We start from the raw sequence: 16,218 nt of genomic DNA on the forward strand, positions 1-16,218 counted from the left end.
TCGCTTACGACCCGATCAGTGCGACTATCGACCCTGGGAACCGATCCCCGGTCGAGTACCCCGCCTTAGACGACACGGTGAAGGACAAACGTCGATGACCTCCCTCTCTATCGAGCTCAAGCCCTCGGCTCACCCGCTGACCGCCGCCGAGCGGGAGGCCCGGCTGGCCTCTCCCGGCTTCGGTCGCTTCTTCACCGACAACATGGTGACCATCCGCTGGACCGAGGGCCGCGGCTGGCACGACGCGCAGCTGGTGCCGTACGGCCCGCTGGAGATCGACCCGGCCAACATGACGCTCCACTACGGTCAGTCGATCTTCGAGGGCCTCAAGGCCTACCGCACCGCCGACGGCCGGATCCAGACCTTCCGCCCCGAGGCCAACGCCCAGCGCTTCCAGAAGTCCGCCGCGCGCCTGGCCATGCCGGAGCTGCCGCAGGAGCTGTTCGTCGCCGCCGTCGAGGCCCTGGTCACCCAGGACCAGGCGTGGGTGCCGGACCAGGAGGAGGCCAGCCTCTACCTGCGTCCGTTCATGTTCGCCACCGAGGTGGGTCTCGGCGTGCGCCCGGCCAACGAGTACCTCTTCATGCTGATCGCCTCCCCGGCCGGCGCCTACTTCTCCGGCGGCGTGAAGCCGGTCTCGGTGTGGATCTCCGAGGAGTACGTCCGCGCGGCGCCCGGCGGCACCGGCGCGGCCAAGTGCGCCGGCAACTACGCCGCCTCGCTGGTCGCCCAGGCCCAGGCGGCCGGTCACGGCTGCGACCAGGTCGTCTGGCTGGACGCCGTGGAGCGCCGCTGGATCGAGGAGATGGGCGGCATGAACCTCTACTTCGTCTTCGGCGAGGGCGAGAACGCCCGCATCGTCACCCCGGAGCTCTCCGGCTCGCTGCTGCCCGGCATCACCCGCGACTCGCTGCTCTCCATCGCCGCCGACCTCGGCTACGCCACCGAGGAGCGCAAGATCTCCACCGACGAGTGGCGCGACGGCAACGCCGCCGGCACCCTCACCGAGGTCTTCGCCTGCGGCACCGCCGCCGTGATCACCCCGGTCGGCTCGGTCAAGTCCGCCCGCGGCGACTGGCAGGTCGGCGACGGCAAGCCCGGCGCGGTCACCATGAGGCTCCGCGAGACCCTGCTGGCCCTGCAGACCGGCAAGCGCGAGGACACCCACGGCTGGATGCACCCGATCGTCTGAGCCGGTGGCATTTCATAGGACGGTCGCGTATCTCGCATCGCAAGATGCGCGGCCGTCCCGTGGGCCGGTGTGCGAGACTGCCAAGGTGCCCAAGCTCGCACTGATTATCAGCTGCAGCGCGCAGGTCTGAGTTCCTTGCTTCGAAGTGTTCAGCAGGAACCGGCCAGCGTGCAGACCTCTCGCATCCGCGGGGGGTCTTTTTCGTTGAACGAGCAGCCACCGACAGGAGATCCCCGGCCATGAGTTCCCTCTCCGACGAATTCCACGTCTTCGACACCACGCTGCGCGACGGCGCGCAGCGTGAGGGCATCAACCTCACCGTCGCGGACAAGCTCGCCATCGCCCGCTACCTGGACGAGTTCGGCGTGGGCTTCATCGAGGGCGGCTGGCCGGGCGCCAACCCGCGTGACACCGAGTTCTTCGCCCGCGCGGCGAACGAGCTGAAGCTGGAGAACGCCCAGCTCGTCGCGTTCGGCGCGACCCGGCGGGCCGGTGGCACGGCCGAGGACGACGCGCAGTTGCAGGCGCTGGTCGCCTCCGGTGCGCCGGTGGTGACGCTGGTGGCCAAGTCCCACGACCGCCACGTCGAGCTGGCGCTGCGCACCACGCTGGAGGAGAACCTCGCGATGGTCCGCGACAGCGTCGCGTACCTGCGGGCGCGGGGCAAGCGGGTGTTCATCGACTGCGAGCACTTCTTCGACGGCTACAAGGCCAACCGCGCCTACGCGCTCTCCGTCGTCCGCGCCGCGCACGAGGCCGGCGCCGACGTGGTGGTGCTCTGCGACACCAACGGCGGCATGCTGCCCGGCGGCGTCCGCGAGATCGTCGCCGAGGTCCTGGCCGAGACCGGCGCGCGGCTCGGCATCCACGCCCAGGACGACACCGGCTGCGCGGTCGCCAACACCCTGGCCGCGGTGGACGCGGGCGCGACGCACGTCCAGTGCACCGCCAACGGCTACGGCGAGCGGGTCGGCAACGCGAACCTCTTCCCGGTCGTGGGCGCGCTGGAGCTCAAGCACGACCGGCGGGTGGTACCGGAGGGCCGCCTGGCCGAAATGACCCGGATCTCGCACGCGATCGCCGAGGTCGTCAACCTCACCCCCTCGACGCACCAGCCGTACGTCGGAGTCTCCGCGTTCGCACACAAGGCCGGGCTGCACGCCTCGGCCATCAAGGTGGACCCGGACCTGTACCAGCACACCGATCCGGCCCTGGTCGGCAACACCATGCGGATGCTGGTCTCCGACATGGCCGGCCGCGCCTCGGTGGAGCTGAAGGGCAAGGAGCTCGGCTACGACCTCTCCGCGGACCGCGAGCTCGCGGGGCGCGTCGTGGACCGGGTCAAGGAGAAGGAGCTCGCGGGCTACACCTTCGAGGCGGCCGACGCCTCGTTCGAGCTGCTGCTCCGGGCGGAGGTGCGCGGCGCGCAGGAGCGGTTCTTCACGCTGGAGTCCTGGCGCGCGATCGCCGAGCAGCGGGCCGACGGCACGACGGCCAACGAGGCCACGGTGAAGCTCTGGGCCAAGGGTGAGCGCATCGTCGCCACCGGCGAGGGCAACGGCCCCGTCGACGCCCTGGACGCCGCTCTGCGGGCCGCCGTGGGCCGCTTCTACCCGCAGCTGGCCAAGCTGGAACTGACGGACTACAAGGTCCGCATCCTGGAGGGCCAGCACGGCACGGGCTCCCAGACCCGCGTCCTGATCGAGACCACGGACGGCGTGACCTCCTGGTCGACCGTCGGCGTGGCGGAGAACGTCGTCGGCGCCTCCTGGCAGGCCCTGGACGACGCCTACACCTACGGCCTCATCCGGGCGGGCCTCACCCCCTGAGCACGCCCCCTTCGGGCACGGCCGCCGAACAGACCGTTGCCGCACGGCTCTACGGAGGCCCCGACCTGGTCCCGGGGGCACGTCGTGCAGCGGCAGCCGCTCGAACGGCGCGAGCGACTTGACCTCGCGCGTGGTGGCGCCGTGCCGGGAGGCCGCCGGCGGAGGCGATGTCCGGGTAGAGCTCCTCGCGTGGTGGTGTCACCGCCGGGGAACGCCGAAGGGCGCGGGGAGAGTTCCCCGCGCCCTTTCGGTGGACGTGCCGGTCAGCGCAGGCGGGCCAGCAGCGCGTGCTCGACCAGCGTGATCAGCGCGGACTTGGCGCTGTCGCGACGGCGGGCGTCGGTGGTGATGATCGGGGTCTCGTGGCTCAGCTGGAGAGCCTCGCGGACCTCGTCCGGGGTGTGCGTCTGGCTGCCGTCGAAGGCGTTGATCGCGACGATGAACGGCAGGCCGCTGTTCTCGAAGTAGTCGATCGCCGGGAAGCAGTCGGCCAGGCGGCGGGTGTCGACGAGCACGACGGCGCCGATGGCGCCGCGGACCAGGTCGTCCCACATGAACCAGAAGCGGTCCTGGCCCGGGGTGCCGAACAGGTAGAGGATCAGGTCCTCGTCCAGGGTGATGCGGCCGAAGTCCATGGCGACCGTGGTGGTCGTCTTGCCGCTGACGTGGCTGAGGTCGTCGATCCCGGCCGAGGCCGAGGTCATCACGGCCTCGGTCCGCAGCGGGTTGATCTCGGAGACCGCGCCGACGAGGGTCGTCTTGCCCACGCCGAAGCCGCCCGCCACCACGATCTTCGCGGAGGTCGTGCTGCGGCCCCCGGTCGCGGCCGGGGCAGTCGGCCTAGAGCTTGCGAAGTCCACTGAGCACCCTTTCGAGCAGTGTCACATCAGGCGTTCCGCCGGATTCGCCCCCGGCGGCGGGCTGGTGGATCGCGACCAGGCCGGATTCGGCGAGGTCCGCGACGAGGATGCGGGCCACACCCAGCGGCATGTTCAGCAGCGCCGAGATCTCGGCGACCGACTTGATGTCCATGCAGAGGGTGCAGATCCGCTGGTGCTCGGGGAGCAGGGAACCGATCCGCTCCGGAGCGGCGGTCGTCGAGACGAGCGCCTCGATGGCCAGCTGGTAGCGCGGACGCGTCCGGCCGCCGGTCATCGCGTAGGGGCGGATGAGCGGCTCGTCGTCGTGGTGGTCCGGCTCCGGCGCCTGGGGGCGGCCCCCGAGAGGGGCGGACTGGGGCTGCCACTCCTGTGGCTGCTGGTCCTGCCAGTAACCGGACTGCCCGGCGTGGGGCGCCTGGTCGTAACCGGGGTACCCAGAGGCCGGGGCGTAGCCGCCGGCGAGACCGCCGAACGCGTCATGGCCTGTTCCCGGATAGGCAGCGCCGTACTGGCCGTTCTGGTCCTCGGGCGGTGTCACGGTTCCTCCTCACGAACGATCTGGATTTGGACGCGGCTCGCGTGGCGTCAGGTGGTGACGCCGGTTCAGTGCAGCAGGCTGCCCTGGAGTTCGGCGCGCAGGGCCGGGGTGAGGACGGTTCCGGCGCGGTCGACCAGCAGGGCCATCTCGTAACCGACGAGGCCGATGTCGCTGTCCGGGGAGGCCAGCACGGCCAGGGCCGAGCCGTCGGAGACCGCCATGAGGAAGAGGAAGCCGCGCTCCATCTCCACCACGGTCTGCGCGACCTTGCCGCCCTCGAAGATCCGGGACGCGCCCTGGGTCAGCGAGGTGAGGCCGGAGGCGACGGCGGCGAGCTGGTCGGCCCGGTCGCGGGGGAAGCCCTCGGACATGGCGAGCAGCAGACCGTCGGCCGACACGACCACGGTGTGCGAGACCCCGGGGGTGTTGTCGACGAAGTTGGTGATCAACCAGTTGAGGTTCTGGGCCGCCTGGCTCATCTGACTCATCTTGGATCAACGCTCCTGGGGGTTGGTGCCGTACGGGCCAGAGCCCTGGTGGGGGGTGTCGCCCGCGTTGTGACCTTGCTGGATGCCGCGACGCAGGTTGGTGAGCCTGCCCCGGACCTCCTCGGGGGAACGGGAAAGCGGGGGCTGCGACGCGGGCAGATCGGGGGTACCTGTGCCGTTCGGGTCCGCGATCTGCCCGGGGAGCAGGTTCTGCTTGGGCACGCGGCGCGGCAGACCGGAGGTGGTGGTGCCACTGCTCACGACGTCCCGCGGCCCGGAGCTGGTCGGGCCGGCCGCCGGCAGTGCCGCCGCGGGGCGGCCCTGGGCGGGCGGCATGACCGGCATGGCGCTGGTGGTCTGGCCGCTCTCCTTGGCACCGGTGAACCAGTTGGGACGCTCGCCGGTCTCCCGGCCACCGATCGCGCCGCCACCGAGGGCCGCGCCGGGCCGCCGGGTGGGCAGACCGCTCGCGCCGCCGGCCGGCGGCTGGCTCTGCGTGGGGGCAGGGCCGGGCTCGTAGGCGGGTGCGCCGGTGCCGTAGTGCTGCATGCCGGGCGTGGCGCCGGGGGTCAGGTAGGTGTCCTCGGCGAAGTCCGTGCCGTAGCTCTGGTGTTCCGTCACTCCGGTCTCGAAGTGCTGGGCGGTGTAGCGCCCGGCTTCGTAACCGGCGTCCGGGGCCGGGTAGGACGACGCGGGCTGGTGGCCGCGAGCGTGGCTACCGTCCAGGTTCTGCGGGTGGCCCGACGCGGTCTCCGCGCCGAACCCCTGGGCGTAACCGGAACCGTACTGTGCGGAGTAGTCGCCGCGGGTGTCCGTCTCGAACTCCGGGCCGTACCCGGCGTCGAAGCCGCCCGCGTACTGCCCGGCGTCGGGGTACTCCTGTGTGCCGTACTCGGAGCCGTAGCCGTACTCGGCGGCGGGCGCCTGCGCGGGCTCGCCGTAGCCGGCGGGGGAGTCGGCGGGCTCGATCGCCACCTGCTGGCGGCGCTGGCCCAGGCGCAGCGAGCGCTGCACGGAGTCGAGCGCGCCGGCCTGCTCACCGGGCTCCAGGGCCCGCTCGTAGCGGCTGTCGTCGAAGCCGAGCTCGCTCGCGGTGCGCATGCCCGGCATGCCCGCGCCCTGCGCGGCGTCCGGGTAGATCCGGGAGACGGTGAACTGCTCCTCGGGCTCGACGGCACCGGCCGCCAGGGTCAGCCGCTCGGGCAGCATGACCAGCGAGGTGGTGCCGGCGGACTCGCCGGAGGGACGCAGCTGGACGCGGATGCCGTGCCGCTCGGACAGGCGGCCGACCACGAAGAGGCCCATCTGACGCGAGACGGAGGCGTCCACGGTCGGCGGGTCGGCCAGCTTCGCGTTGATCTCGGCGAAGTCCTCGGAGGTGAGGCCGATGCCCTTGTCGTGGATCTCGACCAGCACGCGCTGGTCGGGCAGGCGGGTCGCGGTGACGCGCACCTTGGTCTGCGGGCTGGAGAAGGTGGTGGCGTTCTCCAGCAGCTCGGCGAGCAGGTGCACGAGGTCGGTGACGGCGGGACCGATGACGTCGGTCTCGGGTATGCCGGCCAGCTCGATGCGCTCGTACTGCTCCACCTCGGAGGCGGCCGCGCGCAGCACGTCCACCAGCGGGATCGGCTCACCCCAGTTGCGGCCCGGGTCCTCGCCGGCGAGGACGAGGAGGTTCTCGCCGTTGCGGCGCATACGGGTGGCCAGGTGGTCCAGCTTGAAGAGGTTCTCCAGCTGGTCCGGGTCGGCCTCGTTGTTCTCCAGGTCCGTGATCAGCGACAGCTGCCGCTCGATCAGGCCGTGCGAACGACGGGAGAGGTTGGTGAAGATCGCGTTGACGTTGCCACGGAGCAGGGCCTGCTCGGAGGCGAGTCGGATGGCCTCGCGGTGGACCTCGTCGAAGGCGCGGGCGACCTCGGCGATCTCGTCCTTGCCGGACACCTGGATCGGCTCGACCGTCAGGTCGACCTTGCCGGGGTCGGTCTTGGAGAGCTGGCGCACCAGGTCGGGCAGGCGCTGCTGGGCGACCTGCTGGGCGCCGTCCCGCAGGCGGCGCATGCTGCGGATCATCGAGCGGGCGACCAGGGCGGTCATCACGCTGGCCAGTAGCACCGCGACGAGCACGATGGCGCCGTTCATGATGGCGTCGTTGCGCGCCTGGGAGGCCTGCGAGGACGCCTGGGTGACCGCGTCGGCGACGAGCTTGGTCTCGACCGTGTGCAGCGCGTCGAAGACGGCCTTGGTCTCGGCGCCCCACAGCTGCGCGGTGACGCCTGCCGCCCGCGCGTGCGCCGGGTCCGGCGCCGAGTACATGATGCCGACCATGTCCTGGATGCCCAGGGCCTTCTTGGCGGTGCCACCGTTGGACTGCGCGGCCGCGGCCTGCTGCTGCCCCACGCTCTCCAGGGCCGTCTGCACGTTCTGCAGGCCCTGGTTGAGCGCGGCCACGAAGGTCGGGTCGGCCGCGTTGGCGAACTCGTTCTGGGCGATGCCCTCGAGGTAGTAGTAGCTGAAGGCACGGACCTGCTGGCCGCCGTAGGCCGCGGTCAGCTTCGCGCTGGTGCCGGCCGTGTACTTCTCCAGCAGCATGTGCAGCACGATGGCGCGCTCGATGGACATCGCGTCCTTGGCCAGCGTGATCGCGTAGATCGCGCGGCCGTCGGAGTTGATGCTGCTGCCGTTGCCGAAGACGAGTTCGTTGTCGAGACCCTGGAGCGCGGAGAAGAGGGAGGAGTAGGCCTCCTCGGTCGTGGTTCCCGGCTTGCTGTAGTCCGCCTTGCGCAGGGTGTCGATGTTCTTGAGCTGCTGCTCGGCCGCGGCGATGCGGTCGCGCACATGGCCGACGTTCGGCGCGTCGGCTGCCAGCGAGTCGAACTGCGCGATGGCCGCGGTGGTGTTGTCCCGCAGCGTCTGCACCTGCGGGTCGACCTTGCCCGCGGCCGATCCGGGCGTCATGAGGTAGGGGATCGACCCGTCACGTTCCTGGTCGATGGCCTGGGTGACCTCGGTGGCCGCCTCGACCAGCTTGGCGACCTTCTGCGCGTCCTGGGCCTGCTGCCAGGCGGTGTAGGAGCTCTGCACCCGTAGCCCGGCGAAGGCGAGCGCTGCCAGGACCGGGACCAGGAGGATCGCGATCAGCTTGAAGGGCAGGCGGCGGTTGCTCAGGGAGAGCCGACCCGCAGGCCGGACCTGGGGCGCGCTTCCGGCGCCTGGAGCTGCCTCGTTGTGGCTCACTCGACTCAACCTCTCGGCCGGGGCGGCCTTGTCGTGCATCCGGGGGTCATCCGGCGGTGGCTGGCATTTCAGCACGGGCGAATGGCCTTGGCCAAACACCCTCCGGTTCACAGGGATCCTGGTGTAAATGGGACATAAACACCCACGGACGGCGAATGCCAGCGCCCCGCTATGCGGAGCGTGCGCATTCGCCTACCGATGGTGAGAGCTGGGTGGGAAATGCGTGTCGAACCGTTATAGAAAGTTCGGCGCGCGTTCTCAGCGGAGACGGGCCAGCAGCGCGTGCTCGACGAGCGTGATGAGCGTCGACTTGGCGCTGTCCCGCCGCCGGGCGTCGGTGGCGATGATGGGGGTGTCCGGGCCCAACTGCAGGGCCTCGCGCACCTCTTCGGGGCTGTGCGTGACGAAGCCGTCGAAGTTGTTGAGGGCCACGACGAACGGCAGGCCGCTGTTCTCGAAGTAGTCGATCGCCGGGAAGCAGTCGGCCAGGCGGCGGGTGTCGACCAGGACGACGGCGCCGATGGCGCCGCGGACCAGGTCGTCCCACATGAACCAGAAGCGGTCCTGGCCCGGGGTGCCGAACAGGTAGAGGATCAGGTCCGCATCGAGGGTGATGCGGCCGAAGTCCATGGCGACCGTGGTCGTGGTCTTGCCGCCGACGTGGGTCAGGTCGTCGATCCCGGCCGAGGCCGAGGTCATCACGGCCTCGGTCCGCAGCGGGTTGATCTCGGACACGGCACCGACGAGGGTGGTCTTGCCCACGCCGAAGCCACCCGCCACCACGATCTTCGCGGAGGTGGTGGCCCTGGTGGCGGTGGCCGGACTAGAGCTTGCGAAGTCCACTGAGCACCCTTTCGAGCAGCGTGACATCGGGCGCGCCACCGTTGTCGGAGGCGGCCGCAGGCTGGTGGATGGCGACCAGGCCGGCCTCGGCCAGGTCGGCGACGAGGATGCGGGCGACACCCAGGGGCATGGGGACCAGGGCGGAGACCTCCGCCACCGACTTCACCTCGCGGCACAGGTCGACGATCCGCGCGTGCTCCGGCAGCAGCGTCCCCGAGCGGTAGGCCTGGGGCGTGCTGGTCACCAGCGCCTCGAGGGCGAGCTGGTAGCGCGGACGGGTACGGCCGCCGGTCATCGCGTAGGGACGTACAAGCGGCTGCCGAGCGCCGCTCTGGCCTCCGTGCGGTGAAGTCATTCAGTCCTCCTAGTGCTGCAGCGGCCGTCGTGCCTTTCCGCGGCGAGGGTGGGTGGTGCCTGTCGATCCGGGTTGGGCGTGGTGCTGGTTGCGGTGCTGCTGCTAGCGGGGCTCGGTCGGTGCTGTTCCACCGTGTCCGGACGAATGCCCTGGCACGAGTGGCACCGGAGTGTACGGGGCCCTCGGCCCGCGAGTCCCGGCGGCGCCGGGATTCACGGACCGAGGTGGCCTATCTCTCACCTGGCTCCGGTCCTCGCCGGACCGGAGCCGATGGTGCCTCAGTGGAGCAGGCTGCCCTGGAGTTCGGCGCGCAGGGCCGGGGTGAGGACGGTTCCGGCGCGGTCGACCAGCAGCGCCATCTCGTAGCCGACCAGGCCGATGTCGCTGTCCGGGGAGGAGAGGACCGCCAGGGACGAACCGTCCGAGACCGCCATGAGGAAGAGGAAGCCGCGCTCCATCTCCACCACGGTCTGCGAGACCTTGCCGCCCTCGAAGATCCGGGCCGCACCCTGGGTCAGCGAGGTGAGGCCGGAGGCGACGGCGGCGAGCTGGTCGGCCCGGTCGCGGGGGAAGCCCTCGGACATGGCGAGCAGCAGACCGTCGGCCGACACGACCACGGTGTGCGACACCCCGGGGGTATTGTCGACGAAGTTGGTGATCAACCAGTTGAGGTTCTGGGCCGCTGGGCTCATCTGACTCATCTTGGCTCAACGCTCCTGGGGGTTGCTGCCGTACGGGCCGTTGCCCTGACCGGGACCGGCCGTGCCCTGTGCGCGGCCCTGCTGGATACCGCGACGCAGGTTGGTGAGACGTCCGCGGACCTCGTCGGGAGACCGGGAGACCTGCGGACCGGGAAGGGCCTGCGACTCCGCCGTGCCCGGGACCAGGTTGGCCTTGGGCACCCGACGCGGCAGACCGGAGGGCATCACGCCACCGGCGCTGGGCTCGCGCACCTGCTCGGCGCGGCGCCACGTCTCGTCGTTGGCCGAGCTGCGCCACGGCGCCTGCTCGGGAGCCATCCCGGAGACCCCGGTCGCACCGGCCGGAGCCTGGGGCTGGGCCGGACGGCCGCCGCCGAACTGGTCGGTGGCGAACTGGCCGGTGTTCTGGCCGGTGGGCTGGCCCGTCTGGAACTGGCTCGTGTCGAACTGGCCGGTGGCCGACGGGCCGCCGAACTGCGCGGTGCCGGAGGCCTGCTGGGCGCCGCCCTGGTTCTCGGACACCTGGACGCCGCGCATGCGCTCGGCGCGACCGGCGCGGAACCAGGTGGTCTCCATCTGCTCGAAGATCGGCGACGGAGCGGCGGACTCGTTCGCCGGCGGCAGGGCCCGGGTGAGCGGGTCGTTGCCGTAGTCCGGCTGCGGCGCGGGCTGCGGCTGCAGCGGGACCGGCGCCGGCGGCACCGGACGGGCTGGCGGCTCCTCGTCGAAGCGCGGCCGCGCGAACTGCGCGGTGCTCTCCGCTATCGAGGTGGGCTGGCCCATCGGCGAGGGCTGGCTCATGGGCTGCGGAGCAGGACGACCACCGGCCGGGGAGCCGTGCTGCGGCTGCTCGGCGTACGGGGACGGCTCGTGGCCGTAGCCGGCGTCACCGCGACCGCCGAACTGCTGCGGGGCGGGCTGCTGCTGCGGCGCCGGGGCGCCGCGCTGCGGCAGCGGCTGGCCGAAGCCGGCGTCCTGGACGGACTGGCCGGGCTGGCCACCCTGGCCGAGGTTCGGCAGCGGGATGCCGCGGCCGTCGGTGCGGCTGGAGTCGTAGCCGCCGGGCTGACCGGGCTGGCCGAAGCCCTGCTGGGGCTGCGGCTGGGCCTGGGGCGCCGGGGCGCCGCGCTGCGGCAACGGCTGGCCGTATCCGCCGTCCTGACCCGAGGGACCCGCCTGGCCGGGCAGACCCGCACCCGGGCCGGTCGGCAGGCCGCGGCCGTCGGTCGGCTGGCCACCGCGCTGCGGCAGACCGCCCTGCGGCGCGGGAGCCGGGCCGCCCTGGGGCAGGCCCAGGTGCGGCTGACCCTGCTGCGGCAGGGAGGGACGGCCGCCACGGCCGTCCGAGCCGCCCTGCGGGCCGGAGGCCAGCGGGGTGCGCTGCGGCGCGGCGGGAGCGGCCGGGCGCTGCGGGGCCGCCGGGGCGGCCTTGGCACCGGCGCCACCGGGACCGCCGGCGCGACGCTCGGCGACGTTGGTGACGTCCACCGGCAGCATGACCAGCGCGGTGGTGCCGCCCGAGTCGCTCGGGCGCAGCTGGATCCGGATGCCGTGACGCAGCGAGAGTCGACCGACCACGAAGAGGCCCATGCGGCGGGAGACGGAGACGTCCACCACCGGCGGGTTCGCCAGGCGCTCGTTGATCTCGGCCAGGTCGTCGGGGGAGAGACCGATACCGGTGTCGTGGATCTCGATCAGCACGCGGCCGTCGGGCAGCGCGTGACCGGTGACCTTGACCCGGGTCTGCGGGCTGGAGAACGAGGTGGCGTTCTCGAGCAGCTCGGCGAGCAGGTGCACGAGGTCGTTGACGACGCGGCCGGCGACCTCGGCCGACGGCACCGAGGCCAGCTCGATGCGCTCGTACTGCTCCACCTCGGAGGCGGCGGCACGGAGCACGTCGACCAGCGGGACCGGACGGGTCCAGCGGCGGCCCGGGTCCTCACCCGCGAGGACGAGGAGGTTCTCACCGTTACGGCGCATACGCGTCGCGAGGTGGTCGAGCTTGAACAGCTGGGCCAGCTGGTCCGGGTCGGCCTCGCGCGACTCCAGCTCCGAGATCATCGCCAGCTGGCGCTGGATCAGACCCTGCGAGCGGCGCGAGAGGTTGGTGAACATCGCGTTGATGTTGCCTCGGAGCAGGGCCTGCTCGGCGGCGAGTCGGACGGCCTGGCTGTGGACCTTGTCGAAGGCTCGGGCCACGTGCCCGATCTCGTCCGTGGTGTCGATACCGATCGGCTGGATCGTGACGTCGACGTCCTGCGGGTCGGACTCGGACAGCTTGCGGACCATCTCCGGCAGCGAGTGCTCGGCGACGTCCTCGGCGGTCTGCTGCAGCTTGGCCAGCGTGCGCACCATCGAGCGGGCCACCAGGGCGGCGCCGAGGATGGCGACGAGGAGAACCGCGGCGATCAGACCGGCGTTGGCGTACGCGTCGGTCTGCGCCTGCGAGCGCAGGTCGGACGAGGTGGTGTTGAGCTCCTGGACCAGGAAGGACTCGTCCTGGCTCATCTGCAGCATCTGCGTGCCGGAACGGGCGTACCAGTTCTGCGCGTCCAGCTGCTCCGTCACGCCGGCGAAGCCGTTCTTGGCGTTCAGCACCAGGCCGGCCCAGCGGTTGGACTCGGCGATGTTGGTGTTGTTCTGCCAGGAGTTGATCAGGTCGCCGGCCTGGGTCGTGCCGTACAGGGACTGGAACTCGAGCGTCGCGGTCTTGGCGTCCGTGAAGGCGGCCAGGGCGTACTGCTTGTCGCTCTGCGAGAGGTTCGGCTGCGGTCCGTTGGTGGCGTTCTCCGGGGTGTAGGCGAGAGCGCCGAGGAGCACGGAACGGACGATGGCCATGTCCTCGTGCCACTGCGTGAACGCCTGGAGCGAACGGGTCGCCTGGACCAGCTGCAGGTTCGAGGAGGCGAGGGCGAGGTCCTGGGTGACCTGCGTCAGCGGCGTGATCAGGCTGTCGAACTGGGCGACCGTCTTCTGCAGGTCGCCACCGCCGGACGTCCACTGGAACGCGCCCTGCTCGATGTTGCTGAGCTGGCCCAGCTTGGCCTGGACCGAGACGATGTCGACACCGTTGCCGGGCAGCTGCGACTTGTCGAGCGAGTCGATCAGGTTGCTCAGACGCTGGTTGCGCTTCTGGGTCTGCAGCATGTCGTAGATGACGGTGCTGTTGCTCTTCGGCGCCACGCCCTGGACACCGCTCGCCACCGCCATGTCGTCACGCTCGGTCTCGAGCGCGGTGGCGAGCATGGTGGCGGCCTGGGCGACCTCACCGAGCTTGGCGACGTTGTCGAGCTGCTGCTGCGTCTGGAGCGAGCCCTGGATACGCAGGCCACCGAGGACGATGGCCGCGATCACGGGGAGGATCAGAAGCGCGGTCAGCCTGGTCCGGATGCGCCAGTTGCCGAGCGAGAAACGCCGCGTCCGCCCGGACTTCGCCGGGCTGAGCGGGCCTGTTCGGCCCGCACCGGAGGGACCGCGCTTCTTGTCGGCCTTGGCGTTCTTGTCGCCCTTGCCGGGCGCGCCGCCCGGACCGGCCTCGGGGCCGGGGCGGTTAGACGTGGGCCCGGGGCGGGGGCCCTCGGCGGCGTGGGGGGCATTCGGCGACGGCTGCTGGTTGCCAGCTGCTCCGCGGTCCGCCGGGTTGCCCGCGCCGCCACCCCTCTTGATACGTCCCTGCACTAGCGTCGCAACCTCTGGACCAGGCGTCCCCCGCTGCGCACAGCGGCGGAACGGTGTCGAGTTTCTCGGAGGGCGTGGACCCCGGTCGGGTCCGAGTCGCGCCCTGTGCCGCCGTGTCGCGCCCCGGTGCCGAGCTGTTGCTGGGGGAGGGACGGGCTCCGGCGGTCCGTGGCATTCCAGCACAGGCCCCGATCTCCAACAAGGGGCGACGCTGGGTAGCGGGAGCGGTGACGACTGGTGAGGTTGATGTGACGGAGCGTGTGAAATGAGGCCGGGGAAACCGTACGTTTCGGACATGCGTGCGCTCGAATCGGGGGCTGCAGGGTGACGCCCCGTCATGATTTTGTCCGATATGGGCTTTATGCGGCACTTATGGAAGAGGCCTCAATGTCGTAACTGTCGGGTCGGAAGTGCTTGAAAGTGACCAAGCTCACAGGTTATGAGGTGGTGCCGAATGGTCCACCTGTGGAATGAGATCCTGGATGCGGGCACAGCAAGCGCCCCCTCCCGATCGAGACCAAGGTGAGTCCCCGGTGACCTTCAAGACGACCATGAGCTTCCGTCCCACGGCCAACCCGCGCCGGACCAAGCTCGACGCGCTGCCGGCCGACGGCGGCCCCGCGCTGCGCCCCTCCGCCGAGCAGCCGACGGAGCTCCCGCAGCAGACGGCCAACCCGCGCCGCACCAACCTGATGGTCGCCCCCGAGGCCGTCCTCGCGGACTGAGCAGTCTCGCGGACCGAGCAGTACTGAGGGGCCCCGCCATGGCGGGGCCCTTTCCGTTGCCCGGACTAATGTGGATCGCGTTCCACCCGTTCTGCTCCGAGGAGACGTTCGCACCGTGCGCATCGCCAGGTACACCCACGAGGGAGAGGTCACCTTCGGCGCCGTCGACGCCGAGGCCGAGACCGTCGCCGCGCTCGCCGGCCACCCGTTCGGCGAGCTCCAGCCCACCGGCGTGGTGCTGCCGCTGTCCCAGGTGCGGCTGCTGTCGCCGATGCTGCCCAGCAAGATCGTGGCTGTGGGCCGCAACTACGCCGCCCACGCCGCCGAGCTGGGCAACGAGGTGCCCGAGGCGCCGCTCACCTTCTTCAAGCCCTCCACCTCGGTGATCGGCCCCACCGAGAACATCGCCTACCCGCCGTTCTCCTCCGACGTGCAGTTCGAGGCCGAGCTGGCCGTCGTCATCGGCCGGATGTGCCGAGAGGTGCCGCACGCCCGGGTGAACGACGTGATCCTCGGCTACACCTGCGCCAACGACGTCACCGCGCGCGACGTCCAGCAGCGCGAGGGCCAGTGGGCCCGCGCCAAGGGCTTCGACACCGCCTGTCCGCTGGGCCCGTGGATCGAGACCGAGCTCGACCCGGCCGACCTCGCGATCACCTGCACGGTCAACGGCGAGCTGCGCCAAGCCGGCCGCACCTCGCAGATGGTCCGCTCGATCGCCGACCTGATCGTCCACATCTCCGACGCGATGACGCTGCTCCCCGGCGACGTCATCCTCACCGGCACCCCGGCCGGGGTCGGCCCGCTGGCCGTCGGCGACGAGGTCGCGGTCACCGTCGAGGGCGTCGGCACGCTGAGCAACCGCGTGGTCAAGCGTGGCTGAGGTCGGTGTCCTCTGGGACATCGACGACACCCTCTTCGACTACTCGGGTGCCGAACGCGCGGGCATCCTGGCGCACCTCACGAATCTGGGCCTGCTGGGGGAGTTCGCCTCCCCCGAGCAGGCGCACGCGCTGTGGAGCGCCGACGTCGAGGCCGTCTACGAGCGGTTCCTCGCCGGCGAGCTCGGCTTCCAGGAGCAGCGCCGGGTCCGCGTCGAGGCGTTCCTCGGCCGGATCGGCCGCGCCACCCGGGACCCCGACGCGTGGTTCGCCGGTTACCTGGACGCCTTCACCCGTCATCGCCGCGTCTTCGACGACGTGATACCCGCGCTGGACGCCCTGCCGGGGTACCGGCACGGGCTGCTCTCCAACTCCTCCAGCCGGTACCAGGAGGACAAGCTGGCTGCGATCGGCCTGCGCGACCGGTTCTCCTCGCTCGTCTGCTCGGACGAGATCGGGCACGCCAAGCCCGCTGCGCAGGCCTTCTGGGCCGGCTGCGCGGCGCTCGGCCTGCCGCCCGCCCAGGTGGTCTACGTGGGCGACAAGCTGACGACCGACGCCCGGGGTGCGCTGGCGGCGGGGCTGCGGGCGGTCTGGCTGGACCGGCGCGGCCTCGGCGGAGGTGACGGCGTACACCGGATCGACACCCTCGCTGACCTGCCGGAGCTGCTGCGGGTTATCGATTTTGGAGCGTCGGCCACCGTCCTGTAGTGTTCTTCTTGTTGCGCCGCCCGGACGGAACGCGGGAGAGCCGAGAAGCTCTCACCAAGATCCTCTGGACAGTGCGATGGGGTATGGTGTAATTGGCAGCACGACTGATTCTGGTTCAGTTAGTCTAGGTTCGAGTCCTGGTACCCCAGCTCACAAATTCAT

At 71.1% G+C, this 16,218-nt stretch carries 13 protein-coding genes and 1 tRNA gene; 6 read left to right on the plus strand and 8 right to left on the minus strand.

The genetic code is table 11. The features are described 5' to 3' along the window. Window positions 1-94 precede the first annotated feature (94 nt). Window positions 95-1,192, plus strand: a complete 1,098-nt coding sequence (locus ABH931_RS15980; RefSeq protein WP_370113640.1) for a branched-chain amino acid aminotransferase — start codon at window positions 95-97, stop codon at window positions 1,190-1,192. 239 nt (window positions 1,193-1,431) lie between these two features. Continuing rightward, window positions 1,432-3,021 (plus strand): citramalate synthase, encoded by a 1,590-nt coding sequence (cimA, locus tag ABH931_RS15985; protein ID WP_370113642.1) that lies wholly within the window; start codon window positions 1,432-1,434, stop codon window positions 3,019-3,021. Between the two features lie 263 nt (window positions 3,022-3,284). Here cimA and ABH931_RS15990 read toward each other — a convergent pair whose 3' ends face one another. The 8 genes from ABH931_RS15990 to ABH931_RS16025 form a co-directional block, all read right to left on the minus strand. Next, on the minus strand, window positions 3,285-3,881 hold the full coding sequence (locus ABH931_RS15990; RefSeq protein WP_370113644.1) for an ATP/GTP-binding protein: 597 nt from the start codon (window positions 3,879-3,881) through the stop codon (window positions 3,285-3,287). Continuing rightward, on the minus strand, window positions 3,862-4,440 hold the full coding sequence (locus tag ABH931_RS15995) for a DUF742 domain-containing protein (protein ID WP_370113646.1): 579 nt from the start codon (window positions 4,438-4,440) through the stop codon (window positions 3,862-3,864). The genes ABH931_RS15990 and ABH931_RS15995 overlap by 20 nt, the downstream gene beginning before the upstream one ends. Window positions 4,441-4,505: 65 nt before the next feature. Next, window positions 4,506-4,919 carry a roadblock/LC7 domain-containing protein gene (locus tag ABH931_RS16000; protein ID WP_042454072.1) on the minus strand — a complete coding sequence of 138 codons (414 nt, stop codon included), beginning with the start codon at window positions 4,917-4,919 and terminating at the stop codon, window positions 4,506-4,508. Window positions 4,920-4,934: 15 nt separating this feature from the next. Then, the gene (locus ABH931_RS16005) at window positions 4,935-8,162 is read right to left on the minus strand and encodes a nitrate- and nitrite sensing domain-containing protein (RefSeq protein ID WP_370113648.1); all 3,228 of its coding nucleotides are present in this window, start codon (window positions 8,160-8,162) and stop codon (window positions 4,935-4,937) included. 258 nt (window positions 8,163-8,420) lie between these two features. After that, the gene (locus ABH931_RS16010; RefSeq protein ID WP_370113650.1) at window positions 8,421-9,005 is read right to left on the minus strand and encodes an ATP/GTP-binding protein; all 585 of its coding nucleotides are present in this window, start codon (window positions 9,003-9,005) and stop codon (window positions 8,421-8,423) included. Further along, complete coding sequence (locus ABH931_RS16015) at window positions 8,986-9,360, minus strand: DUF742 domain-containing protein (protein ID WP_370113652.1); 375 nt, start codon at window positions 9,358-9,360, stop codon at window positions 8,986-8,988. The genes ABH931_RS16010 and ABH931_RS16015 overlap by 20 nt, the downstream gene beginning before the upstream one ends. Window positions 9,361-9,638: 278 nt before the next feature. Continuing rightward, entirely contained in the window at window positions 9,639-10,052 is a 414-nt protein-coding gene (locus tag ABH931_RS16020) for a roadblock/LC7 domain-containing protein (RefSeq protein ID WP_370113654.1), read from the minus strand. A gap of 15 nt (window positions 10,053-10,067) precedes the next feature. Then, window positions 10,068-13,739 (minus strand): ATP-binding protein, encoded by a 3,672-nt coding sequence (locus ABH931_RS16025; RefSeq protein WP_370113656.1) that lies wholly within the window; start codon window positions 13,737-13,739, stop codon window positions 10,068-10,070. Window positions 13,740-14,272: 533 nt separating this feature from the next. Here ABH931_RS16025 and ABH931_RS16030 point away from each other — a divergent pair. From ABH931_RS16030 to ABH931_RS16045, 4 genes are all read left to right on the plus strand, one after another. Further along, a complete protein-coding gene (locus ABH931_RS16030; RefSeq protein WP_370113658.1) occupies window positions 14,273-14,464 on the plus strand; it encodes a hypothetical protein in 192 nt (63 codons plus the stop codon). 115 nt (window positions 14,465-14,579) lie between these two features. Further along, window positions 14,580-15,347, plus strand: coding sequence for a fumarylacetoacetate hydrolase family protein (locus ABH931_RS16035; protein ID WP_370113660.1), 768 nt, complete (start codon window positions 14,580-14,582; stop codon window positions 15,345-15,347). Continuing rightward, entirely contained in the window at window positions 15,340-16,056 is a 717-nt protein-coding gene (locus ABH931_RS16040; protein WP_370113662.1) for an HAD family hydrolase, read from the plus strand. Before ABH931_RS16035 ends, ABH931_RS16040 begins: the two co-directional genes overlap by 8 nt. A gap of 77 nt (window positions 16,057-16,133) precedes the next feature. Beyond that, a tRNA-Gln gene (locus ABH931_RS16045) sits at window positions 16,134-16,205 on the plus strand. The last annotated feature ends 13 nt before the right edge of the window (window positions 16,206-16,218 follow it).

The organism is Streptacidiphilus sp. MAP12-33 (assembly GCF_041261265.1).
In the GTDB taxonomy this organism is placed as follows: Bacteria; Actinomycetota; Actinomycetes; order Streptomycetales; family Streptomycetaceae; genus Streptacidiphilus.

Bases quoted from the DNA above. Each gene is read 5' to 3' on its own strand.
- ABH931_RS16015 (WP_370113652.1), bottom strand. From the start codon at position 9,360: ATGACTTCACCGCACGGAGGCCAGAGCGGCGCTCGGCAGCCGCTTGTA.
- ABH931_RS16020 (WP_370113654.1), bottom strand. From the start codon at position 10,052: ATGAGCCCAGCGGCCCAGAACCTCAACTGGTTGATCACCAACTTCGTC.
- ABH931_RS15980 (WP_370113640.1), top strand. From the start codon at position 95: ATGACCTCCCTCTCTATCGAGCTCAAGCCCTCGGCTCACCCGCTGACC.
- cimA (WP_370113642.1), top strand. From the start codon at position 1,432: ATGAGTTCCCTCTCCGACGAATTCCACGTCTTCGACACCACGCTGCGC.
- ABH931_RS16000 (WP_042454072.1), bottom strand. From the start codon at position 4,919: ATGAGCCAGGCGGCCCAGAACCTCAACTGGTTGATCACCAACTTCGTC.